Raw genomic sequence first — 24,530 nt, 5'->3', positions numbered from 1 at the left:
AAGCCAATAAAAAAAGCAGGCCGAAAGCCTGCTTTTTTATTTCAATATTCCCCCATCCAAATCAATACCTCATCGAATTCTATTTTTCTCTGCCTCAATAAATCACGGCAATACAAACGTCAGAAGCACTCAATCATTTTAGCGGGGGAGACCTTTGGACGGATACAAAATCCGCCCAAGCAACTGCTGCGTTGAAACTTTATTTCTATGCAAACCCGTTATGCAGCGTTGTCAAAACCGCTGTGGCGCAGCAGCGCGTCTATGCTCGGTTCGCGGCCGCGGAAGGCTTTGAATGATTCGGCGGCGCTGCGGCTGCCGCCGACGGCGAGGATTTCCTGCCAGAATTTCTGGCCGGTGGCTTTGACGTCGTTGCTTTCTTCAAAGGCGGCGTAGGCGTCTGCACTCAAGACTTCCGCCCAGGCGTAGCTGTAATAGCCTGCTGAGTAGCCGCCGGCGAAGATGTGGCCGAAACTTTGGGCGAAGCGGTTGTATTCGGGCGGGCGGATGACAGCGACTTCGCGGCGCACATCGTCCAAAACCTGCTGCCAGTTCTTCAGACGGCCTGCGTCGCACTCACTGTGGATCAGCATATCAAACAGCGCAAATTCCATCTGGCGCACCATAAACATGCCGCGCTGGTAGTTTTTAGCGGCAACCATTTTGTCGAACAGCGCACGCGGCAGCGTTCCGCCGCTTTCTTCGTGCGCCGACATTCCGGCCAAAACGTCGTATTCCCAAACGAAATTTTCCATAAACTGGCTGGGCAGTTCGACCGCATCCCATTCGACGCCGTTGATGCCGGAAACGCCGAGTTCTTCGACTTGGGTGAGCAAGTGGTGCAGGCTGTGGCCGGTTTCGTGGAAGAGCGTGATGATTTCGTCGTGGTTCAGGCGCGCTTCGCGGCCGGCGACGGGCGGGGTAAAGTTGCAGACGAGGTAGGCGGTCGGGGTTTGAAGCTGTCCGGCGTTTTCGCCGCTGAGGATACGGCGGCGGCCTTTGTAGTCGTTCATCCACGCGCCGCCGCGCTTGCCTTTGCGGGCGTACAGATCCATGTAAACGCCGCCGATGAGGCGGTTGTCTTTTTCGAGCTCGAAATAGCGCACGTCTTTATGCCACGCGGGCACGGTTTTTTCGATGAAGTTCACGCCGTATAATTTATTGATTTGGCTGAATAATCCTGCCAACACTTTGCCGACGGGGAAATATTTTTTCACTTCGGTTTCGCTGAAGGCGTATTTGGCTTCGCGCAGTTTCTCGCCGGCGTAAGTCAAATCCCACGGCTGCGGTTCGGCCAGACCGAGTTTGTCGGCGGCAAAGGCTTTGACTTCGGCCAAATCTTTTTCGGCAAACGGTTTGGCGCGGGCGGCGAGGTTGTGCAGAAAGGCCAAAACCTGCTCGGGCGTGTCGGCCATTTTGGTGGACAACGACAATTCGGCATAGTTTGCAAAACCCAGCAACTGCGCGGCTTGCAGCGAAATTTCCAGCGTGCGCGTGATATTGGCGGTGTTGTCGAATTTGCCGTCGTTGCTCAATTCGCTGGCGCGGGTCGTGTAGGCGCGGTAAATCTGTTCGCGCAATTCGCGGTTGTCGGCATACTGCATCACGGCCAGATAATGCGGCATCTGCAAGCCGACTTTGTAGCCGGTTTTGCCCTCTGCTTCGGCGGCGGCAGCAAACATCGCCAGCGAATCTTCGGGAATGCCCTCGAGCGCGTCGGCGCTGTCGAAATAGAGCGCAAACGCATCGGTGGCGTCCAACACGTTTTGCGAAAACTGCGCGCCAAGCTGCGCGCCTTCGGTTTGCAGCGCCGCCAGTTCGGCCTGTTTTTCAGACGGCAGTTCCGCGCCGCTCAAAACGAAATCGCGCAAATCGTGGGCGAGTTTGGTCTGCTGCGCGCTCGTGAGTTTGTCGAATTCGGCGGACTGCTTAATCGTTTTGAAACGCTCGTAAAGCGCAATATCTTGGCCGATTTCGGTGAAAAATACGGTAACTTCGGGCATCAGCTCGTTATAAACGGCGCGCAGTTCGGGCGTATTAACAACGGAATTCAAATGCGCCACCACGCCCCAAATGCGGCCGACGCGCTCGGTAATGTCGGTCAGGCGCTCGACCGTGTTCGCCCAAGTGATCTCGCTTTGGGCTTTGACCGCGGCAACCGCTTCGCGCGCTTCGGTAATGGCAGTCTGCACTACAGGCTTGATGTCGGCGGTCTGAATCTCGTTGAAACGCGGCTCGTCGCCGAGGTTGAGGAGGATGTTGTCGCTCATCGGTGTTCCTTCTTGTTGGTGAAAGTGGGTTTCAGACGGCCTTTTTGGGGTGAGGCCGCCTGAAAAAATCGGTTGGGATAATAAGGTATGGCGGTTTGTTATTTCGGATACTTCGGTTCGGCTTCAAACAGTCCTCTCCCCACCCCTCTCCCGCGGGGAGAGGGAGCGGGTTTGCGGAACGCCTAAAATTTCCGGCATCTCCAAACAAACCGTATTTCAATCTTTCAGACGGCCTGAAAACCAAAAGGCCGTCTGAAAAACCATTCCTTCCAAACAGATAGTGCCACCCCGCAAATTTTCCAAGCCGTTTATTCAAATCCGCGCGGATTGGATTTCAGCGGAGCTTCGGTCTCGAGGCGCATGGGCACGCCTTTGGGAGCAGACACGGCTCTCGAGAGGTTGGTTTGCAGTGATTCGGCAAACGCGCCGCTGTAAATTTTCGCGCCCTGATGGGTCAGGTTGGACTGCACGTCAACGTAAACTTCGCCGCCGATTTGCTGCCAGAGGCGGCAGAAGGCATAGTCTTCAGAGAGGTAGCGGCGGCTTTCGGGATCGATCATGCAGTCGTAAAAACGGTAGTGAAAACCGTTGTCTTCGGCGTAATCGCTGTCGGAAACGTAGCGCAGCTCGGGATAGGCGGCAGCCATTTTTTCAAACACGCTGCGTTTGACCGCCATAAAGCCCGTGGGCGCGTCTTCCACGCGCATGAAGCCGTCGGCATCGACTTTGAGCGCGATGTTGCCGTTTTCGTCGGTTTGCTGGGCGTTGATGGTGTAAGAGGCGTAACGGCGTTCGAAATCTTCGCGCGTCGTGCCCTCGGGCAAACCTTCTTGCGGCCAGTTTTCGCGCTTGAGCGGATAAATGCCCGCGGCGATGTCGCGGTCAGCCAGCAGCAGGCGCCGGAAGGCTTCGGCGGAAAAGCCGATGTCGGAATCAATCCAGACGAGGTGCGTCCATTCTTTGTTTTCCAAAAACTGCGCCACGCAATTATTGCGCGCGCGGGTAATCAGACTCTCGCCGCGCTGCATGACGACCTGCACGTTCAGGCCGTCTGAAGCGCAACGGTGGACAAGGTTGAGCAGCGACAAAACGTAATTGTGGAAATATTTGCCGTCGTGGCTCGGCGTCATGATGACAGGGTACATTTCTTTCAGGGCTGATACGGGCAGCATCGGTTTCCTTATTATTTCAAAAAGTTTGCAATGTTTGATTTGTTTTTTTCAGACGGCCTGAAACAGTTATAAAAACCAAAATGGCCGTCTGAAACTACTAAGCCGGCGACAGCGCGTTCAACAACCGGTACTGCACGCGCATAAATTCGTCCAACACCGCCTGCTGGATTTCCAAACGGCGGTACACGGGCGAAGCGAAGCGCACGACCACATGATAAACCTTGTCGTCATGCGGAACGCGGGTAATGCGCGGCTGCGCGGCGGGCGTGATAAACAGTTTTTCAGCCTGCACCGCCTCGAGATGGCGCGCGATTTCCTCGACATAAGGCAGGCAAAGCGGATTGAGCACCGCTTTGAGCGCATTCACAACTGCGTCGGAATCCAAATGAACCGGCACGGGAATTTCCACCGTATGAATCACGTACGACCCCAAAATATTGTCACGGCGCACGGGATGGCTCAGCAGCAGGCTGTTGGGAAACGACACCGTCTGCCCCGACAGCTGCCCGACAGAAGGATGCGGCCCGAGCTGCATCATCAGCGTGTTTAAAAGATTAATATCGACCACCCGCCCGCGCAAGCCGTTGATTTCAATATAATCGCCCACCGAATACTGCTTGGTCGCCAGCCGCAGGATACTGCCCGACACACACATAATCAGCTCTTTCGTCGCCAGCACGAAAGCTGCCGCAACGGCAAACATCGACAGCGCCAGCGTCTGAATCTGCGCCGCCCACACCATCGCCAGCCCCATCAGCGTCACCACCAGCGTCAGATTGCGGCTGAACACCACCGAGCGGCGTTTTTCCTCAATTTCAAGCTCGGGATGGCTGCGGAAATACGCACCCAAAAAAATCCCGCGCAAAGCCAAAACCGCGGCAATCATCAAAACCGATTCGATGACTTCCGCGCTGACGGGCAGGTTTTCAAGCCATTTTTGCAGGGTGTCGAACATGAGGAATCCTGTGGTGTAGAGACGTTTTTCCAGCTAGTGCATTGAGGCCGTCTGAAAATTCAGCGGCTTGACGGTAACGGCTTGCGGCTGTTTGCGCAGCTGCCACAAATCATATTTTGCTTGGAGGTTGAGCCACATTTCGGCGGTACTGATGCCCGCCTGTTCCAAACGCAGCGCCAGTTGCGGCGTAATCGGCGTTTTGCCGTTAAGCGTGCGGCTGAGGGCTTCGCGGGTATAGCCCAGATGTTCGGCAAATGCGGTAACGGTCATACCCAGTCCGGGCAGAACATCTTCGCGCAGAATGTCGCAGGGCGGGGGCGGATTGTGCATACGCATGGTTTTGCTCCTAGTGGCAGTCTTCGTAATTGACGATATGGACATCGCCGTTTTGCAATTCAAACGTGATGCGCCAGTTACCCGAAACCGTCAGCGACCATTGCGGATAGCGGCCGCCTTCGAGTTGGTGGCAGCGCCACAGTCCGTTGAGCTGTTCGATGGCGGAAAGCTCGTCCAAAACAGCCAGAATACGGGCAAGTTTGGCGGCATGGGCAGCCTGAATGCCTGATTTGCTGCCCGTCAGGAAAAATTTTTCCAAACCTTTATGGGTAAAACTTTTAATCATTGCGCCTTCCTCTGCGCCTTCCTCGTTTTCTGTAACATCATAAATCACAAACTGTAACTTATCAAGTTACAGATACCGTCTGATACTCCGGCTGCTGTGCACAACAACCGTTTTTCAGACGGCATCGTTTTTTCAGACAGCCTCCAACTTCGCAAACTTCGTATCCAATTCCTTCACGCCCTGTTTGCCGAAATTAATCGTCAGCCGTGCGGATTCGCCTTTATCGACAGCCTCGATAATCACGCCCGTGCCGAATTTGGCGTGGCGGACGTTTTGGCCGATGCGGAAACCGCCGTAGGTTTTGTCGGCCTGATAGGTTTCGGCGGCGCGGATGTCGGTGCGGCGAGGTTTGGGCGTATCGAAGCCGAAGCTGTCAAATGATTGTTTTTTCGGGGAAAGATAGTGCAAAACTTCGGGCGGGATTTCTTCGACGAAGCGGGAAACGATGCCGAACTGGGTTTGCCCGTGCAGCATCCGCTGTTGCGCCATGGTGATGTAGAGGCGTTTGCGGGCACGGGTGATGGCGACGTACATCAGGCGGCGTTCTTCTTCAAGGCCGCCGCGTTCGGCGAGGCTCATTTCGCTGGGGAATCTGCCTTCTTCCATGCCGGTGAGGAATACGGCGTTGAATTCCAAGCCTTTTGAAGCGTGTACGGTCATGAGCTGGACGGCTTCTTCGCCTTCGCCCGCCTGATTTTCGCCTGATTCCAGCGCGGCGTTGCTTAAAAAGGCCAACACGGGAAACGCAGGGTCGGCGGCGGCGTTTTCGGGCAAGATTTCAAAATTGCTTTCTTCGGGTTTGAACTCGACGGCGGCGTTGATAAGTTCGTCCAAGTTGTCCAAACGGTCTTGGTTGTCGCCTTTCTGGGTTTGGTAAAACTCAATCAAACCGCTGTCTTTCACGATGCCGACCATGATTTCGGCGAGGTTGAGCTGGCCGATTTGGTTTCGGAAACTTTCAATCAGACGCACGAATGCGGCGACTTTTGTCGCTTTCGCACCCGCGTTGCAGGCGGCCTGCCACAAAGAAACGCCCTGCTCGCCCGAGGCCGTCTGAAGATTTTCCACCGTACGCGCGCCGATGCCGCGCGGGGGCACATTAATGACGCGCAAAAAGGCGTTGTCGTCGTCGGGATTGACGGCGAGGCGCAGGTAGGCCAGCGCGTGTTTGATTTCCTGACGCTCGTAAAAACGCAAACCGCCGTAGATTTTATACGGCACGCCTGCGCGGAAAAGTGCCTGCTCAATCACGCGTGACTGGGCGTTGCTGCGGTAGAGTACGGCCGTTTCGTTGAGCGGCCAGCCCTCGCGTTGCAGCGATTTGGCCTCGTCGATGACAAACTGCGCTTCGTCGAAATCGCTGGGAGCGGAAAGGAAACGGATTTTCTCGCCCGCTTCGGCATCGGTGCGCAGGTTTTTGCCCAAACGCTCGTCGTTGTTTTCAATCACGGCGTTGGCAGCGGCGAGGATATTGCCGACGGAACGGTAGTTCTGTTCCAATTTAATCGGCGCCTCAATCTGAAATTCGCGCATCAGCGCGGTCATATTGCCGACGTGCGCACCACGGAAACGGTAAATGCTCTGGTCGTCGTCGCCCACCGCAAACACCGCCGCCGAATCGCCCGCCATCAGCTTCAGCCAAGCGTATTGCAGCTTGTTGGTGTCTTGAAATTCATCGACCAGGATATGATTGAAACGGTTTTGGTAATGCAGGCGCAGCGTTTCGTTGCTTTGCAGCAGCTCGTAACTGCGCAGCATCAGTTCGGCAAAATCCACCACGCCTTCGCGTTGGCAGATTTTGTCGTATTCCGCGTAACATTCGATCATCCGATGCGTGTGCGGGTCGGGCGCGTGCAGGGCGGAAGCGCGCAGGCCGTTTTCTTTCTGCGCGTTGATAAAGCCCTGCAAACTGCGCGGAGCGATGATTTCTTCGGCGATGTTCAACGCCTTGAGCATCCGTTTGACCAAAGCAAGCTGGTCGCCGCTGTCGAGGATTTGAAACGCCGAAGACAAGCCCGCATCGCGGTGGTGCAGGCGCAGAAAACGGTGGCAGAGGCCGTGAAACGTACCCAGCCACATCGCGCGCACGTTCACCGGCACCATCGCGCCCAGCCGCATCTGCATCTCTTTGGCCGCTTTGTTGGTAAACGTAACCGCCATAATGCTGTGCACACCCGCCTGCTGCGTCTGCAACAGCCACGCAATCCGCGTCGTCAGCACCCGCGTCTTGCCGCTGCCCGCCCCCGCCAACACCAGCGCCGACTGCGGCGGCCAGGTCACGGCGGCAAGCTGTTCGGGGTTCAGCCCCTGAAGAAGTGCGGATGGTGATTCGGAAGATTGGGGAAACATGATGCGGCCGTCTGAAAAAATGGATGGTGCGGTATTTTAAAGGAAAACGGCGGGCGGATTAAAAGGCCGTCCGAAAATTTTTCAGACGGCCTGCGGAGAAAAAACTGCCCTGCAAACTTGAGATCAAAACAAAAAGGCCGTCTGAAAAGCATTTCGCTTTTCAGACGGCCTTTGCTTTACGCAATCAGCGTCGGATTACCACTGGTACAGCGCACCCGCACCCACGCCCATGTGGCCGCCGGTATTGGTAGAGAAGTTACCTTTGACAATCCAGTTACCGCCGTCGCTCATCGACGATACGCCGATGGCCATCGCAGACTCGCCGCCGTAGTAGCCGCCGCCGATACCCAAGCCGGTTGCGCCCGGACGGGTTACTTGCGGAATCGAGCTTTGGGCAATTGCGCCCGCTACACCCGCATAGGCTTTGCGGCCAACGTTGTGGATGTTGTTTTGCAAGGCGTCTCCCATACGGGCAAGCTGGTTCACGTTTACCGCATCGGTCGGTGCGCGGCCTTCGCCGACGTTGTGGATGACAACCGGTGCGTTTTTATCCGCGCCGGCCAAGGTCACGTCGTTGCTCGGTACGCCGCCGTTGGCTGTAACCGGCGTATCGGCGTTGCTGTACTGCACCACGCCTGCGCCGCCGTTTTTCAGCGCGGTCACGTTACCGGCGACGTCTTCCACAGCTTTGTTGGTGTAGTAGAGCTGGCTGCCGTTGACGGCATCGGTCGAAGTGGCGGAAACCACACCGGCTGCGACGTTTTGGATCTGACGGGTTTTGCCTGCCGCGCCGACGCTTACTACGCCGACGACGTCGTCTTTACCGGCTACGCCGTTTTCATTTTCGGCTTTGTAGGTGTAAGAGCCTTTGTTAACGGCGGTTGCGGCGGATTCGTTACCCAGAATCACGGAGTTTGCCAGGGTTTGGGTCACGTTGTTGCCGACGACAAAAGCATTGTCGGTGGCAACGGTGTTGTCGTTACCGAAAGAGTAACTACCGCTACCGCTGACGGTACTCGGGTCGCCGATGGCGCCTGAGTTTTTGCCGCTGACGATGTTGCCGGTACCGATGGCGATGGTGTTTTCCGCCAATGCCTGCGAGCCTTTGCCGACGGCGACGGCGTTACTGCCGCTGGCGACCGACTGGTAGCCGATGGCGGAAGCGTAGGCGCCGCTCGCGCTGGAGTCTTCGGTGTTGGTGGCTTGGGTGGCCGGGTCAACGCTGCTGTCGTTGGTATGGAAGAACTTGATACCCTGTTCGTTCATGCGGCCTACGGCTTCGATGACGTTGTTGGTCACATACATACCCCGATCTTCGACATTGTAAGTCGTCAGCGTGTAGCCGTTGGATTCGGCAACCCGGGTATTGTTGGTGACGTTGGTCACGTTCGGATTGTTGCTGTTGTCCACCAGCGTGATGCCTTTGATGTTGCCGACATTGCTGGTGCCCGTGCCGGCATCGGTTCTCGGCGTGGTGGTGTTGACCGTTGCGCCGTTGCTGCCGATGACTTGGTACACCTGATAGAGCTGGCCGCCGTTTACGGCATCGGTGCTGTCGGCCGATACTGCGCCTGCGGCGACGTTGGTTACTTTGTTGCCGCCGTTGTCGAGGCCGTCTTTGCTGATGACTACCTTGCCTACTTTGAGGCCGTCTGAATTCACAACGGTATTGCCTGCGGTCACGCTGTCAACTTTCACGTCTTTGGCCAAATTAAAGGTCACGTTGTCTGCATCTGCGGTCTTGCTGATGACGATGTTACCGTCGGCATTGTTCAGGTCAACCGTGTCGTTCGGCGCAACTTGGCTGCCGTTTTGGCCTTGCGCAGTCAGCTTCCAGCCGGCATTGGCCGTTGCATTCACGGAGGCAATGGCGTCATGGACGTTGTCTTTGCCTGTGCCGCCGATGTCGGCAGTAGAGACAGTTCCGTTCGGATTCACGACTGCATTACCGCCCAAATAGGTTTTGGCTGCATCGGCGGCGGCAAACAGCTGGCTGCCGTTAACCGCGTCTTTGCTGTCTGCGGCAACCGTTCCGGCGTTCAATCCGCTGATCACGTTGGTATTACTGTTGACGGTAATACCGCCTGCTGTCAGGCCGTCTGAAGTCAGGGCGACGTTTTTGCCGACGGTAACGCCGCCGTTGTTCACAACGGTATCACCTGAGGTAACGCTGTCCACAACCAAATCTTTCGCCGTTTTCACGGTATAGACGGTTTGGCCGTTTGCGCCTTCTTCGGAAGTCACTTCAATGTTGTCGCCCTGTTTCACTTCGGTTTTCGCCGCTTTGGCTGCGGTGTTGACCGATTCGATGGCGTCATTGACGTTGCCTTTGCCTGTGCCGCCGATGTCGGTATTTTCATACGCGCCGGTCGCCGGGTTGTAAGTCGTGTTGCCGCCGATGATGTTTTTCACACCTTCGCCTTGGGCAAACAGCTGGCTGCCGTTAACCGCGTCTTGGCTGTCTGCGGCAACATTACCCGCACCGACGTTGGTCACTTTCTCACCGCCTGCATCCAAGCCTTTGGCTGTTACCTTGCCTTTGAATGTCGGTGCATCCGCGAGCTTGATGGCAATCGTGCCGGTAGCGGCATCGGCTTCGGTGATGATGTTGTCGGCTGAAGCCGGGTTGTTGTAGTTGCCGCCGACGATGCGTACGGTCGAACCCAATTTGCTTTCAACAGTCGAGCCGGAATCCGCTTCGAAATACAGCGGGCTGGTTACGGCTGTATTCAATGCACCCAACGCAGCGCCTACGTTGTCGTATTTGGCGGCTGTGCCGTCTGAAGGCGCACCGCTGACCAGCGTGTATTCAGGGGCTTTGAACGTGCCGTCTGAATTTACAGCCGCACCGCTACCCAAGGCATCAGCCGCGCCTTTGAGTTGGCTGACGTTAACGGCGTCGTTGTTGTTCACACCAGCTTTGACATTAGCCAAAGTGGTCGGCGTAGTGGTTTTGCCGTCAGCGTTTTGCATAGAGGCAATCACGTCGCCTGCGGCTACTTCGCTGTTCGCTTTGTCGTTCAGGTCGGTGTAGAACTTACCGCCTTCCTTATAGACTTTGGTGCCGTCTGCTTTGGTGTACACCACGGGCAGTTGGGCGGTTTCGGCCAGTTTTTGCGCGTCAACGTTGACTTTGACGGTGGTCGTTGCATTGCCGTCTGAAGCAACTTCTACGGTCGTTCCGGTGCCGTCAACAAAGTTTACGGCGTCGTAGGCTTTGACGAAGTCAACGTCTTTGCCGTTACCTTGTACGTTCCAACCGGCGTTCAGAATGTCGTTAACCGTTGCGGCGTTCGAACCCTCGTTGCCAGCCAATACGGGCGCGGTTTGTTTTGTGGTTGGTGTGCCGGTATTGGTGGTTACAGGCAAGGTATTGCTTAAGCCTGAAATCACGCCTTGAGTACCATCAATCGTTACAGGTTTGTTCGTGCCACCTGCCGAGCCAATGGTAATGCTGTCATTAAGCTTAAGCTGCACACCGCCGGCAACTGTTTCACTGCTGATATTGTTATCGCCTTTGACATTGATGGTATCGCCCAATGCGTATTGGTTGCTGCCCGTTGTGCCGCCGACATTGATGCCTTTGGCAATATTGGCAGCGTTGGCCGCAATATTGGTTTTATTGGTTTCCGCTTTTTGGTCAACATCATAAAGCTGGCTGCCGTTAACCGCTTCTTTGCTGGCTTGGGTAATATCGCCGTTTTGAACATTGGCAACTTTCTGATTACCCGCGTCGATGCTTTTTGCAGTAATGCTCGGGCTGTCGGAAACTTTCGTTCCTTGCGCGTCAACGAAAGTCAGGCCGTTTGAATCGATCTTCGTTCCGCCTGCGGTTACGCTGTCAACTTTTACATCTTTAGCCAGTTTCACATCCAACGTACCGTTGCCGTCTGAAACTACGCCGATGTTGCCGTCTGAAAGTTTGGCTGTGTCGGTTACGCCGCCTTTAACGGTTACGGTGCTGCCCAGTTTGCGCCCGGACGGCGTGCCGCTGTCGCCTGCGAAAGTCAGCGGGCTGTTGGCAACTTTATCCACAGCTGCCAATGCGTCGCCTACGTTGTTGTAGGTTTTGTCTGCCGCCCCTGCATCCGCGCCGCTCAACAGCGTGTATGCAGGGGCTTTGAACGAACCGTCCGAATTTACAGCCGCACCGCCGCCCAAGGCATCAGCCGCGCCTTTGAGTTGGCTGACGTTAACGGCATCGTTGTCTTTACTGCCGGCTTTAACATTGGCCAAAGTGGTTGGTGCAGTTGTTGTACCGTCAGCGTTTTGCATAGAGGCAATCACGTCGCCTGCGGCTACTTCGCTGTTCGCTTTGTCGTTCAGGTCGGTGTAGAACTTACCGCCTTCCTTATAGACTTTGGTGCCGTCTGCTTTGGTGTACACCACGGGCAGTTGGGCGGTTTCAGCCAGTTTTTGCGCGTCAACGTTGACTTTGACGGTAGTCGTTGCATTGCCGTCTGAAGCAACTTCTACGGTCGTGCCGGTGCCGTCAACAAAATTTACGGCGTCGTAGGCTTTGACGAAGTCAACGGCCTGGCCGTTGCCTTGTACGTTCCAACCGGCATTCAATACATCGGTTACGCTGGCGGCGCGGCTGCCTTCGTTGCCGGTAAAGGCGGGGACGGCCTGTGAGGTTGTACTGGCGGGCTCGGCAAGAGTGTTGCCCAAACCGCTGATGACATTGCCGCCTGCGGCTGCGCCGTTAACGGTGATGCCGCCTACGGTGATACTGTCGCCCAAACCGACAGTAATTTTGCGGTCGTCAACTTTGGTGGTTACGCCGTCTTCGCCGACGATGTCAAAGCGGTTGTCTGCTTTGCCGACTTCGATGCCGGCGGCAGTTGCGGCTGCATCTGCGCCTACGGTAAACGAACCCAGCTTACTGTCTGCTGCGGTGTTTACGGCTTTAATGGCGTCATTGATATTGCTTGCGCCTGTGCCGCCGATGTCGGTATTGGTGTAAGTGCCGGTGGCCGGATCGTAAACGGTGTTACCGAGAATATCGGCCACGCCTTTGCCTTGGGCATAAAGTTGGCCGCCGTTCACAGCATCCGTGCTGTTTTGGAGTACATCGCCTGTGGCAACGTTGGTGATTTTCTCACTGCCTGCATCCAGACCGTCGGCGGTCAGTTTGCCGGCAAAGGTCGGCGCGTCGGCCATTTTGATGGTAACCACGCCGGTGCCGTCGGCATGGGTCACGATATTGTCTGCGGAAGACGTACCGGTGTAGCTGCCGCCTTTGATGCTCAAATCCGTGCCCAAAGTACGGGGAATATCTCTGCCCGTATCCGCCTTAAAGGTAATCGGCGTTGTGCCCAAATTGTCCAAAGCGCCTTGGACGGACGTTGCGGTTTTACCGCCGGCGGTGGTGTAGCTCGGCGTAGTCAACATTCCGTTATTGTTGAACGTCAAACCAACCGCTTCGGCAATTTTGCTCAACTGTCCGACATTGGCAGCATCTCCGGCAGCCTTGCCGGCAGCCACATTGCTGATGACTTTATTGTTGGCATTCAGACCGGCATCGGAAATATAGGTATTGCCGCCGACTGCTACGCCGTTGCCGTTTAAGGTAACGGCGGACGCACCCGTGCCTGCCGTTACCGAAGTGAACGACACGTCGTCTTTGGTGGCAATGGTAATTTTACGGTTGCCCTCATCCGCCTGCGTCAGCTTGATGTTTTTATCGGCTTCAAAAGTAACGGTATCGCCGCTGCTGACGTTGTCGCTTACGGAAGCCGCATTGCCCAATTGGCCGTCTGAAGTCGCCGAAGCGGTCAGCGTGAAGCCGCCGGCTGCCGAAGCGGCAACATCGGCTACCGCGCGCAGCTGGGAAACGTTGACCGCATCGTTGTCGGCCGAACCTGCGGCTACGCCCGTAATCTGACGGTTTTGCGTTGCGCTGCCGACCGATACGCCTGCGAGGGTGTTGGTAGCGGTAGCTTTAACGGCATCAATGTTTGCAGAAGACGCATTTGTGTTGGCATATACCGTTGTCGGCGCAGTATCGGCAGTTACTCTGATGGTGGTTGCGCTTGTTGACGGCGCATTGCCGATGGCGGCGCGGTTGGCAACGGAATTTTTACCCAGCGCCACGCCGTTGCTCTGGGTAACGGAGGTATCGCTGCCCAAGGCGACGGCATTCACTTCAGTCGCCTTTGCATTGCTGCCGATTGCCAGCGAGCTGGTTTTAGCGGCTACGGAACGTGTACCGAGCGCCATAGCATCTGCCTGATTTGCCTGAGCCGTATTACCAATGGCAACGGCGCTGGTGCCGACGGCTTGCGAACCCGTACCGAATGCCAAAGAGCTGACACCGAGCGTATGGGCGCCGTCACCCAATGCCACCGAGCTGGTATTGCCGGCTATTGCCTTGTAGCCCAGCGCTGTCGAATAGGTACCCGAAGCATTGGCGCCCGCACCCACGGCAGCTGCGGAAGAGCCTGCCGTAGCTGCATTACCGACAGCTGTTGACTGCCAGCCGTTTGCTTTAGCATCTTGGCCTGCCGCAATGGCGGCTGAAGCAGCAGAAGTTCCCGTACCCAAAGCCGTACCGCCCGCCCCGGTCGCTTTTGCCTCCTTACCTGCCGCAACAGAATTTTCCCCCGAAGCAACGGTATTCGAACCCAAAGCAAATGCCCCTTTGCCGCTGGCATTTGCCAATACGCCCGAGGCTACAGCCTCATCTGCGGAAGCCGAAGCACGGTCGCCCATCGCCAGCGTTCTCGCCGCTGTCGCTTTCGCTTGGGAGCCGACGGCGGTACTGTTTTCCGCTGCCGAAGTCTGAAAACCTACGGCAACCGCCCTTTCGCCGGATGCTTTGGCTTCGCGGGAAATTGCAACCGTGCTGACGTTGGTTGACTGAGACTGGTAGCCGATGGCAATGGCGCTGCTGAAAGTCGAATCATGCAATCGTCCTTCTTCTTCGGTTGCGCCTGCCTGAAGCCCTACCCCCGCTGTACTGCTTTCACCAATGGCAATCGATCGACCGTCTTTGGCCTGAGCCTGATAGCCCACGGCAACGGCCGTACCACGGCCTGCCGACGCATTATTACCGACGACGACTGTGTTCGGATTGGTGGCCGCACTTTCCGATCCGATGACAATAGCTCTTAACCCTGATGCATTACTGCTTCTACCGATAGCGATGCTGTCTGTGTCCGATGCCTTAGCTTCCGTACCTGCAGCAATACTATTTCCTCCGGACGCAACAGCTTGGTCGCCTAAGGATAGTGCTGAAGCACCGCTGGCTGTATTACCAACACCGAAAGCCGATGCGCGTGCGGCTGTCGCAATCGACCAACGGCCGATTGCAGCCGCGTTTTGAGCCGTTGCCTGAGAGCTGACACCAAAAGCCTGAGCCCCCTCCGCATTTGCCAAAACACCTTGTCCGATAGCGGTTGTCCATTTTGCCGTTGCCTGTGCATTATCACCGATAGCAATAGATTGTTCGCCCTGCGCATTGGCCCCCGTTCCCGCAGCCAAGGCATTTCCTGCCGTCGCTTTCGCACCGGAGCCGACTGCAACTGACATTTTGCCCGAAGCGGTGGAGGTATTGCCTACAGCTAAAGCATAATCGGCGGAAGCTGTCGTTTTGTCATTTATCGCAGCATTGTCATCCGTACTGCTGATAGCGATTGCACCAATCCTAGTGGCTGCCGCTCCCGAACCCAACGCAGTCGCACCAACCACGGATGCATTAGCATTTGTACCAACTGCAGTTGTACCGGCCGCCGTACTTTTCGCGCCGAAACCGACAGCAATGGAGTAATTGCCGGAAGCCGTGGTTGCATTGATTTCATTATTAGCACCACCGATTGCCGTCGCATTAAGATCCAGAGGCAACAGATTGTGCGCCGGTTGCTGTTGCATATATCCCTGAGGATTGTGAACCAAAGCCGACAGCGGTTGCCTGCGAATTTGTTGCTCGTGCAGTATACCCAAGTGCGGTTGCTCCACCTTTCCCGGCAATAGAGTTATAACCGACGGCAACAGCATTACTGGTCGTCTGTCCCGCATTTGCACCGGCTCCGATCGCAACCACATGCTGTCCATTAATACCGCTTGCGGCACCAGTACCGATGGCAACGATGTTATTGGCCGTAGTTGCACCGCTTAAGGCATTCTCGCCGATAGCGATATTTCGCCCCCCCCCGGATACGCCTGCGCCGGCTGACTTACCGATAGAAACACCTGCCTCACCCAAGGCTTGTGCGCCCTCACCCACAGCCACCGTCTGATTGTTCAGCGCTTTCGCCGACGAGCCGATTGCCAACCCAGAGGTAGAAGAAGCCATCGAATTCGAGCCTAGTGCCACATTACTTTCGCCTGCAGCCTGGGCATTCAAACCCAAGACTACCGACTTCCCTGTTTTACCATCATATACACCCGCTGCTGACGCCCTTTCACCGCACACAACGTTTTTACTCCCCGTATCGAAGAAACACTGCAAATCGCCTGTTGTCTGCGCATCAGTTCCCGTTACAGCCATTACCTGCCCAGTTGCCAACAGAAAAACCGACATCAACATGGTATAAGCAAAGCGGACGCGTTTCGGTGTAACAGCAGGACTGCCGACCGAGCACTCACTCTGCGCGCTCTTGCCTTTGGCGGTTTCGATTTCGGATACGGCTACCCATGCTCCCAGTGAGTCGTTCCAGATTGTGCGGTAACTTTTATTCATGATGTTTCCTATAAGTATTGGTTCAAGTGCCGTTTATCGGTTTTTCCGACCGACTGACGAAAATTGTCAAGATTGTGCAAACTCCGTCAGCATTGAATATTTTGATGGAGATAGTTTCTTTAGTTTTTGATTTTTTTCTTTTATCTTAAAAATCTACCGTTTATCATCAATCGAACGGCAAATTTCTGCGTTTCCGTAATGCGTTTTTTGTATTGCTAAATATCAATAAGCATGTGGAATGCCATTTTTTGGAATTTTGTAAATTTATTTTCAACAAATTGTTTTTAATGATTTTTTAAATAATTTCCCGCTGTCGTTTTGCATCAGGCCGTCTGAAAGTTTTTCAGGATGCTGCCCCGCTAAACCACCGCTGCATTTGGCAGGATCGGATGGATTGAGTGTTGCCGGCAAGCGCATGGATTTTTATCGGATGTGCAAACGCCAAAGGCCGTCTGAAAACATTTCAGACGGCCTTTGTTTCGGCAAACCGCGGCCATGCTTTATAATTCCCCACTTTCCCGCGCAACCGGATTTCCGCTATGAAATGGCTCAAACGCATCAAAACCATCGCCCGCACGCTGTATCTCTACGCCCTTGCCGACCTTTTGGCCGGCCGTATCCGCCAAAACTGGCTGCGCAGTCTGGTGTCCAAGCTGCCGAAATTGGCGCAATACGCGGACGAGCCGCTGCCTGTGCGCCTGCGTTTGGCGCTGGAAAATCTGGGGCCGATTTTTGTGAAGTTCGGGCAGGTGTTATCGACCCGCCCTGATTTGATTCCGCATGATTACGCGGTGGAACTGGCGAAGCTGCAAGACAAGGTACCGCCGTTTGACGCGGCGCTGTCGAAACGCCAAATCGAGGCGGCGCTGGGGCAACCGGTGGAAACGCTGTATGCGGAATTTGAAACCGAACCCGTCGCCAGCGCATCGATTGCGCAGGTGCACAAAGCGCGGCTGCATACGGGCGAGGCGGTGGCGGTGAAGGTGTTGCGGCCGAATCTGGTGCCGGTTATCGAGCAGGATTTGGCGCTGATGCGGCTGGGTGCATATTGGGTGGAAAAGCTGTTTTCAGACGGCAAACGCCTGAAGCCGCGCGAGGTGGTGGCGGAATTCGACAAATATCTGCACGACGAACTGGATTTGATGCGCGAAGCAGCAAACGCCAGCCAGCTTTACCGCAATTTCCAAAACAGCACGATGCTGGTTGTGCCCAAAGTGTTTTACGATTATTGCAGCCGCGACGTTCTGACGATCGAATGGATGGACGGCACGCCCGTTTCCGACATTGCCACGCTGAAGGCGAAAAATACCGACCTGAAAAAACTTTCGGAATACGGCGTAGAGATTTTCTTTACCCAAGTGTTCCGCGACGGCTTTTTCCACGCGGATATGCACCCGGGCAATATTCTGGTGGCCGACGACAACCGCTACATCGCGCTGGATTTCGGCATCGTCGGCACACTCACCGACTACGACAAGCGCTATCTGGCGATTAATTTCCTCGCTTTTTTCAACCGCGACTACCACCGCGTCGCCACCGCCCACATCGAATCGGGCTGGGTGCCCGCCGACACGCGCGCGGAAGAGTTGGAAGCCGCCGTGCGCAGCGTGTGCGAACCGGTGTTCAACAAACCGATTTCGCAGATTTCGTTCGGCATCGTGTTGGTACGGTTGTTTGAAGTCAGCCGCCGCTTCAATGTCGAAATCCAGCCGCAGCTCGTGTTGCTGCAAAAAACCCTGCTCAACATCGAAGGCTTGGGCCGCCGGCTCGACCCCGATTTGGATTTATGGGCAACCGCCAAACCGTTTCTCACCAAATGGATGAACCAGCAAATCGGCCCCAAAGCCTTTTTCAACAGCCTGAAAAACGAAGCCCCCGACTGGGCGCAAATCCTCCCCGCCCTGCCGCGCAAACTCAATGCGCTGGTGGACGAAAACCGCCGGCAGGAAATGCGCGACGCCTATATCCATCTGGTCAAAATCCAGCAGCGCCAAAGCCTCTGGCTCGCCGTGATTGCCGTGGCGCTGGTGTTGATTTTGCTGTTTAAATAGGCCGTCTGAAAATTTTACTACCGCTGTCCCCCCTCCTCCGGAGAAAGTCGGTTTACGGAACCCGGCCTGCAGCGCCGACCGATGTAGGCCGGATATTTACATCCGACATTTTCAGACGGCTTTATTCTCCCACAGAAGTTTTGCCCTTTTGTCGGATTCAAGAATCCGACCTACGGCGCTGCGAAGGCCAGGCGGCAAAAATCAAACCGGTTTCGCTGGAAAAAATGGCCACGCGCTATGCAAAAGGCGGGTTGGAACAGATTGTGAAGTAAGGTTTTTTTGAATAGAAAGAGGCCGTCTGAAAATTTTCAGACGGCCTTTGTCGTGTCTGCGTGTTTTAGAAATCAAACCCGATCTGCCCGCTTTTTTCCGTTGCGTTGCCTGTATCCGAAAAATGCTCGAGTCCCCATTGTTTGTTGCGGATTTTGCTGCGGCGCACGGCTAAAAGGCGCATGACTTGGTGCTTTTGGCCGTCGGTCATCTGTTGCCAGTAAAGCCGCTCTTCGCGGCTGCGCAGGCAGCCTTTGCAATAACCTTTGCTGTTGGCTTCGCAGACGCCGATGCAGGGGCTGGGGATGGCAAAGAGGTCGGGTTGGTCCATGACGGGGAGAAGTGCGGAAGGCCGTCTGAAAAATATTTGTCTATTTTCAGACGGCCTGTGTTGCGTTTAGACGGTTTGCGAGTATTTTGCTTTGGTTTCTTTGTGGCGCAGGTGGTAGTCGAACACCATGGCGATGTTGCGGATGAGGAAGCGGCCTTTTGGGGTAACGGTCAGGCTGTTAGGGGCTAGGCGAACCAGTCCTAATTCCTGTAAGCCCTGCAAGTCGGCCAGTTCGGCTTTGAAATATTCGGGGAACGAGAGGTGGAAGGTCTGTTCGTAAGTGGCAAAGTTGAGGGCGAAGCGGCACATGAGGTCTTGGATGATGCCGCGGCGCAGGATGTCGTCCTGGTTGAGTTGGTAGCCGCGCATGGCGGGGAGATGGCCGGCGTCGATGGCGGCGTAGTAGGCGTCGATGTCGCGTTCGTTTTGAACGTAGGTGCTGCCGATTTTGCCGATGCTGGAAACGCCGATAGCGACCAAGTCACAGTCGGCGTAGGTGGAATAGCCTTGGAAATTGCGTTGCAGCCGGCCTTCGCGCAGGGCGACGGAGAGTTCGTCGTCGGGTTTGGCGAAGTGGTCCATGCCGATGAAGACGTAGCCGCGTTGGGTCAGGGTTTGGACGCAGTATTGCAGCATGTCGAGTTTTTCTTCGCTGTCAGGCACGGCATCGGTGTCGATGCGGCGCTGGGGTTTGAAAATATGCGGCAGATGGGCGTAGTGGTAGAGGGCGAGGCGGTCGGGGGTGAGGCCTAATACGGTGTCGATGGTGGTATGGATGCTGTCGATGGTTTGGTGCGGCAGGCCGTAAATCAAATCGACGCTGACGGATTTGAAACCGGCGTCGCGGGCGGCGTCGATGACTTCTTTGGTTTCTTCGTAAGACTGGATGCGGTTGACGGCTTCCTGTACTTTGGGGTCGAAATCCTGAATACCGACGCTCATGCGGTTGAAGCCGAGTCGGGCAAGGTGTAACACGGTTTCGCGGCTGACTTTGCGCGGGTCGATTTCGATGGAGTATTCGCCGTCGGGAAGGGGTTGGAAATGTTGGCGGATCATTTCAAACACGCGTTCGAGCTGTCCGTCGCTGAGGAAGGTGGGCGTGCCGCCGCCGAAGTGGAGTTGGGCAAGCGGATGGCGGCCTTTAAGGTACGGGGCGAGCAGCGCCATTTCGCGTTCGAGATATTCGAGATAGGCGTCAGCGCGGGATTTGTCTTTGGTGATGATTTTGTTGCAGCCGCAGTAGTAGCAGATGGTGTTGCAGAAGGGGATATGGATATAAAGCGAAAGGGGCTTGTTTAAAGCCCCTGTGCGCTGCTCTAAGGCGCGGATGTATTCGGCTTCTTTGAAACCTTCGTGAAAGCGGTCGGCGGTCGGGTAGGAGGTGTAGCGCGGGCCGCTGGCGGGCAGTTTGGCAATTAATTCGCGGTCGAATTCTGGCAATTCGTTGTTTTTAATTGGGATAATTTTCATATTCGACAGGAGTTTATGTATAAGTTAATGAATTAGTAAAATTTTGGATAGTTTGTTAGAATGCCACGCTATGATAATCTTATTTTGACCTGAGTCAATAATTTATCAGTCCGATCACAAGAAGTTTTTACAATAAAGGTGTTTTATGGCTGCGCACAATGATTCACATCCGATGAAAACTTTATGCTCCACCTGTTCTTTGCGTGAGCTTTGTTTGCCCGTGGGGCTTGTGCCGGACGAATTTACCCAATTAGATGCCGTTATCCGCCAGAGCCGCCGTCTGAAAAAGGGCGAATACCTGTTTCGCGCGGGCGAGCCGTTTACTTCGCTTTTTGCCATCCGCGCCGGTTTCTTCAAAACCACCGTCGCCAGCCAAGACGGACGGGATCAGGTAACCGGCTTTTTTATGTCGGGTGAGCTCATCGGTATGGACGGTATCTGCGCCCATGTTCACAGCTGCGACGCGGTCGCGCTGGAAGACAGCGAAGTGTGCGAACTGCCGTTTGCGCACATGGAAGAATTGGGACAGAACATCCCCAGCCTGCAAACCCACTTTTTCCGCCTGATGAGCCGCGAAATCGTGCGCGATCAGGGCGTGATGCTGCTGCTCGGCAATATGCGCGCTGAAGAACGTTTGGCAGCCTTCCTGCTGAATCTGTCCAACCGCCTGTATGCGCGCGGTTTTGCCGCCAACGATTTCATCTTGCGGATGTCCCGCGAGGAAATCGGCAGTTATTTGGGGTTGAAACTGGAAACGGTCAGCCGTACATTGTCGAAATTTCATCACGACGGATTGATTCAGGTGGAGCACAAACACATCAAACTCTTGGATACGCAGGCTTTGAAAAAAATGGTATCGGGTTGTGCACACGCGATGTAAGCCCAACCTAAATATTGATAAATGAAAAAGGCCGTCTGAAAACTTCAACTGCGCTCAGCAATCGAATTTTCAGACGGCCATTATTTATATCCCTAAAAACTAAATCGAGAAATCTTCGACAATCGGCATATAAAGAATGCGGTCAACCGCTTCCCGCGTCAGCTTGGGCGAGAACATCTCAATAAAATCATAAGTGTAGCCGCGCAGATAAGTATCGGCGCGTACCGCAATCCAAACCGGTGACGGTTCAAACAGATGGGCAACATCGACGGCCTGCAAGTCTTTGTCGGTTTCGGCGTTATAGGCCGTTTTTGCCATCAAACCCGCGCCCAGTCCCAATCGGACATAAGTTTTCAACACATCGGTATCGGCTGCGGCCAACACAATTTCGGGGTGATCCAGCCCGGCTTTCTCAAACGCCCGAGCAACGCTGCTGCCGGCCTGAAACGCGGATTCGTAAGTCAGCAGCGGAAACGACGCCAAATCCTCAATACTCAAAGGATTGCGGCATTCCAGCAGCAGATGGCTGTCGGGTACAAAAACTGCATAATTCCATTGGTGACAATCTAGTTTGCGCAATTCCGGCTGCTCGTCAAGTTTTTCCGTCACAATGGCAATATCCGCCTCGCCGTTTCCGACCATTTGCGCAATATCCGCAGAGCTACCCTGTTTGACTGTCAGTCTGACTTTCGGATAACGCTTGACAAAATCCGCTACAATATGCGGCAGAACATAACGGGCTTGGGTGTGCGTGGTCGCAATGGTCAGCGAACCGCTGTCGTAATCGGTAAATTCGCTGCCTATGTTCTTGATATTTTGGACATCCCGCAGAATCCGCTCGGAAATTTCCAAGACTGCCATGCCCGGCTGCGAGACCGAAACCACGCGCTTGCCGCTGCGGATGAAAATCTGAATGCCCAGCTCTTCTTCCAACAGCCGGATTTGCTTGGAAATGCCCGGTTGCGAGGTAAACAGCGCATCGGCTGCTTCGGAAACATTCAGATTGTGTCGGTAAACTTCAAGGGCGTAGCGGAGTTGTTGCAGTTTCATATCGGCTTGGTTGTGGGTTTTGTACGACAAACAGCGCGTAATTTAGCATATTTTGCCCGAGCCTGCCCGATGCAGTTTAACAGGATAAGTAGCTGTTTGTTTTTTATTAAAGTATCCGAATGCAATATATAAAAATGGAATGCAATGGAAAATTTATGTTGTTTTCCCGCAACTTTTAAGTGCTTAGAATAGAATTTTCCGCCTAAATGAATGACACACCGTTGGTTTTTCGGCATGATTGCCCGCAGGAGGCAAGCAGTTTCGCTATAAATCGGCAGTTTGAGTATTGACAGCCTGCACTTTGCTTCTTTATAGTGCAACCTGAAATATCCGATTGACCGCCGTTTTTTATGCTGCGGTTTGTATATTGGTGAACTTGTAGCGGTTGCTTCCGTATCCGTTGCATAACAATCTTGATGAGGGAATAAAATGACCAAACAGCTGAAATTAAGCGCATTGTTCGTTGCTATGGTTGCTTCGGGCACCGCAATGGCAAGTGAAGCGCATACCAAACACGGCTACACCGTAAGCAGCCAGTCTCAAGAAGTCGTACGCAACAGCTACGGCGAGTGTTGGAAAAATACTTACTTCGATAAAGCCACTCAAGGCCGCATCGAGTGCGGTGATGCACAAGAAGTCCGTCAGGATCCCGAATACGTTGACGAAACTGTTTCTCTGTCTGCCAAAGCTCTGTTCGGTTTCGACAAAGACATCCTGCGTCCTGAGGCTCAAGAAAACCTGAACACTCTGGCTCAACGCCTGAGCAATGAAAACGTACAAACCGTACGCGTTGAAGGTCATACCGACTTTATGGGTTCCGAGCAATACAACCAAGCGTTGTCTGAGCGTCGTGCCAACGTAGTGGCTAACTACTTGGTAGGTCAAGGTGTTGCTTCAAGCAAAATTTCCGCTGCCGGCTTGGGTGAGTCTCAAGCGCAGATGACTGCCACTTGTGAAGCAGAAGTTGCTCAAATGGGCAAAAAAGTTTCCAAAGCCAAACGTCGCGCTGCGCTTATCGCCTGTATCGAGCCTGATCGTCGCGTAGATGTTAAAATCCGCAGCCTAGTTACCCGTCAAGTTTCTCCGGGTCAAGTACAAGGCGAGCGTCCTGCTGTTGACGAGGGCTGGATTCCTGCTCCTTACAACGGTGTACACGGCTACGCCAAACCTTAATCGGTTATCTGATAAAAACCCCGCTTACGCGGGGTTTTTTTTGATTTACCATGTTAAAGCCCAAAATCTTTCCTTTCTAATCCAGAAGCCTACTCCGATGTTCGTTTTATCCCTCATGTAAAACAGGAGGCGCCGCCGCAATGTTTTTAAATTTGGATTAATTGCATCAGATAATCCCCGGTTTGATTCAGACGGCCTCCTCCACTCCCAAACTTAACGCTTCATCGCATCAGTCAGCGCTTTCACATTGTAGCGGTACATACCGATGTAGCTGTTGGCAGGCGCGCCGCCCAGCGCGTCGGAATAGAGCTTGCCGCTCACGCGTACGCCGGTTTCTTTGGCGATGCGGTCAACCATGCGCGCATCTTTGATGTTTTCCGCAAACACCGCCTTAATGCCCTCACGCTTGATTTGGCGGATGATGGCGGCGACCTGTTTAGCCGACGGCTCAGCCGCGCTGCTGACGCCTTGCGGCGCAATGAAGTTTACGCCGTAACGCTTGCCCATATAGGAAAACGCGTCATGTCCGGTCAAAACCTTGCGTTTGGCGGCAGGAACGCTGTTAAACGCCGCCTGCGAATCGCTGTGCAGTTTTTTGAGCTGGTTTTGATACGCCGTCAGCCGCTGCTGGTAATACGCCTTGCCCGCAGGATCGGCCTGAATCAGCGCGTTGCCGACGTTTTGCGCATAAGTCTGCATCAACACAGGGTCTGCCCAGACGTGCGGATCAAATTCGCCGTGGTTGTGGTCATGGCCGTCGTGTTCGTGATGATGGCTCCCCTCTTCCGCTTTCAAAGCCTGAATGCCTTTCGCCGCCTCGGCAAACGGCACTTTGCTCCGCTTGACCGCGCGCTGGACATCAGCCGCTTCCAGACCCAAGCCGTTGAGCAAAACCAGCTTGGCCGCGCGGATTTTCTTCACATCACCCGCAGTCATATGATAAGCATGCGAATCCTGATTCGCGCCGACCAGATTCTGCACCGCCACACGCTCGCCGCCAATCTGTTTGGTCACATCGCCCAACACGCTGAAGCTGGTCACAACCGGCATCGGCGCCGCATAAGCCGTACCCGAACACAAAGCCGCCACCAGACCGAGTTTCCAAGATTTCATGATTTTTCCTTTGATATAACGTAACATTGCCGACAGTTTAAAACAGCCCGCCGTTTTAAACAAGCAGGCCGTCTGAAAAAATTCGCCGAAAAGCAGTCTGCAAGGCAATCAGCGGAATGTGCCAGACGAAGCCGGCGGGGATTT

16 protein-coding genes are annotated in these 24,530 nt (G+C 54.6%); 3 read left to right on the top strand and 13 right to left on the bottom strand.

Translation table 11 applies throughout. The annotated features are described in order from the left end of the window. Positions 1-218: 218 nt before the first annotated feature. The 9 genes from BG910_RS07900 to BG910_RS12330 all read right to left on the bottom strand — a co-directional run bounded on the left by BG910_RS07900 (position 219) and on the right by BG910_RS12330 (position 16,465). Positions 219-2,267, bottom strand: coding sequence for a M3 family metallopeptidase (locus BG910_RS07900; RefSeq protein WP_089036367.1), 2,049 nt, complete (start codon positions 2,265-2,267; stop codon positions 219-221). Positions 2,268-2,575: 308 nt separating this feature from the next. Further along, entirely contained in the window at positions 2,576-3,439 is an 864-nt protein-coding gene (locus BG910_RS07895; RefSeq protein WP_089036366.1) for a hypothetical protein, read from the bottom strand. Positions 3,440-3,536: 97 nt separating this feature from the next. After that, a complete protein-coding gene (locus BG910_RS07890) occupies positions 3,537-4,394 on the bottom strand; it encodes a mechanosensitive ion channel family protein (RefSeq protein ID WP_089036365.1) in 858 nt (285 codons plus the stop codon). Positions 4,395-4,427: 33 nt separating this feature from the next. Then, positions 4,428-4,730 (bottom strand): HigA family addiction module antitoxin, encoded by a 303-nt coding sequence (locus BG910_RS07885; RefSeq protein ID WP_089036364.1) that lies wholly within the window; start codon positions 4,728-4,730, stop codon positions 4,428-4,430. Between the two features lie 10 nt (positions 4,731-4,740). After that, positions 4,741-5,016 (bottom strand): type II toxin-antitoxin system RelE/ParE family toxin, encoded by a 276-nt coding sequence (locus BG910_RS07880; protein ID WP_089037194.1) that lies wholly within the window; start codon positions 5,014-5,016, stop codon positions 4,741-4,743. Between the two features lie 132 nt (positions 5,017-5,148). After that, positions 5,149-7,365 carry a UvrD-helicase domain-containing protein gene (locus BG910_RS07875; protein WP_089036363.1) on the bottom strand — a complete coding sequence of 739 codons (2,217 nt, stop codon included), beginning with the start codon at positions 7,363-7,365 and terminating at the stop codon, positions 5,149-5,151. A 195-nt stretch (positions 7,366-7,560) separates the two neighbouring features. Then, positions 7,561-15,237 carry a YadA-like family protein gene (locus tag BG910_RS07870; RefSeq protein ID WP_198344771.1) on the bottom strand — a complete coding sequence of 2,559 codons (7,677 nt, stop codon included), beginning with the start codon at positions 15,235-15,237 and terminating at the stop codon, positions 7,561-7,563. After that, positions 15,194-16,048 (bottom strand): ESPR-type extended signal peptide-containing protein, encoded by an 855-nt coding sequence (locus tag BG910_RS07865; protein WP_089036361.1) that lies wholly within the window; start codon positions 16,046-16,048, stop codon positions 15,194-15,196. Before BG910_RS07865 ends, BG910_RS07870 begins: the two co-directional genes overlap by 44 nt. A 270-nt stretch (positions 16,049-16,318) precedes the next feature. Then, positions 16,319-16,465, bottom strand: coding sequence for a hypothetical protein (locus BG910_RS12330; RefSeq protein ID WP_157694052.1), 147 nt, complete (start codon positions 16,463-16,465; stop codon positions 16,319-16,321). Positions 16,466-16,587: 122 nt separating this feature from the next. Here BG910_RS12330 and ubiB point away from each other — a divergent pair, with 122 nt between their 5' ends. Beyond that, positions 16,588-18,099 (top strand): ubiquinone biosynthesis regulatory protein kinase UbiB, encoded by a 1,512-nt coding sequence (ubiB, locus tag BG910_RS07860; protein WP_089036360.1) that lies wholly within the window; start codon positions 16,588-16,590, stop codon positions 18,097-18,099. A 337-nt stretch (positions 18,100-18,436) separates the two neighbouring features. On the opposite strand, the gene BG910_RS07855 is transcribed toward ubiB, so the two are convergent. Together BG910_RS07855 and hemN are read right to left on the bottom strand one after the other, a co-directional pair. Beyond that, on the bottom strand, positions 18,437-18,700 hold the full coding sequence (locus tag BG910_RS07855; RefSeq protein ID WP_089036359.1) for a DUF1289 domain-containing protein: 264 nt from the start codon (positions 18,698-18,700) through the stop codon (positions 18,437-18,439). Positions 18,701-18,766: 66 nt separating this feature from the next. Then, positions 18,767-20,170 carry an oxygen-independent coproporphyrinogen III oxidase gene (gene hemN, locus BG910_RS07850; RefSeq protein WP_089036358.1) on the bottom strand — a complete coding sequence of 468 codons (1,404 nt, stop codon included), beginning with the start codon at positions 20,168-20,170 and terminating at the stop codon, positions 18,767-18,769. Between the two features lie 145 nt (positions 20,171-20,315). Between hemN and fnr the strand changes: the two genes are divergently transcribed. Further along, positions 20,316-21,050: a fumarate/nitrate reduction transcriptional regulator Fnr gene (gene fnr, locus BG910_RS07845; RefSeq protein WP_089036357.1), complete on the top strand. Its 735-nt coding sequence runs from the start codon at positions 20,316-20,318 to the stop codon at positions 21,048-21,050. Between the two features lie 99 nt (positions 21,051-21,149). Here the strand turns inward: fnr and BG910_RS07840 are convergent, their stop codons facing one another. Further along, positions 21,150-22,100, bottom strand: a complete 951-nt coding sequence (locus BG910_RS07840) for a CysB family HTH-type transcriptional regulator (RefSeq protein ID WP_089036356.1) — start codon at positions 22,098-22,100, stop codon at positions 21,150-21,152. Between the two features lie 429 nt (positions 22,101-22,529). Between BG910_RS07840 and BG910_RS07835 the strand changes: the two genes are divergently transcribed. Beyond that, the gene (locus BG910_RS07835) at positions 22,530-23,273 is read left to right on the top strand and encodes an OmpA family protein (RefSeq protein ID WP_089036355.1); all 744 of its coding nucleotides are present in this window, start codon (positions 22,530-22,532) and stop codon (positions 23,271-23,273) included. A 213-nt stretch (positions 23,274-23,486) separates the two neighbouring features. Here BG910_RS07835 and BG910_RS07830 read toward each other — a convergent pair whose 3' ends face one another. Beyond that, a complete protein-coding gene (locus tag BG910_RS07830; protein WP_089037193.1) occupies positions 23,487-24,386 on the bottom strand; it encodes a metal ABC transporter solute-binding protein, Zn/Mn family in 900 nt (299 codons plus the stop codon). Between the last annotated feature and the right edge of the window lie 144 nt (positions 24,387-24,530).

This window comes from Neisseria chenwenguii (assembly GCF_002216145.1).
GTDB classification, from domain to species: domain Bacteria; phylum Pseudomonadota; class Gammaproteobacteria; order Burkholderiales; family Neisseriaceae; genus Neisseria; species Neisseria chenwenguii.
The sequence above is the reverse complement of the archived record's forward strand: the minus strand, read 5'-3'. Positions and strand labels throughout refer to the sequence as shown.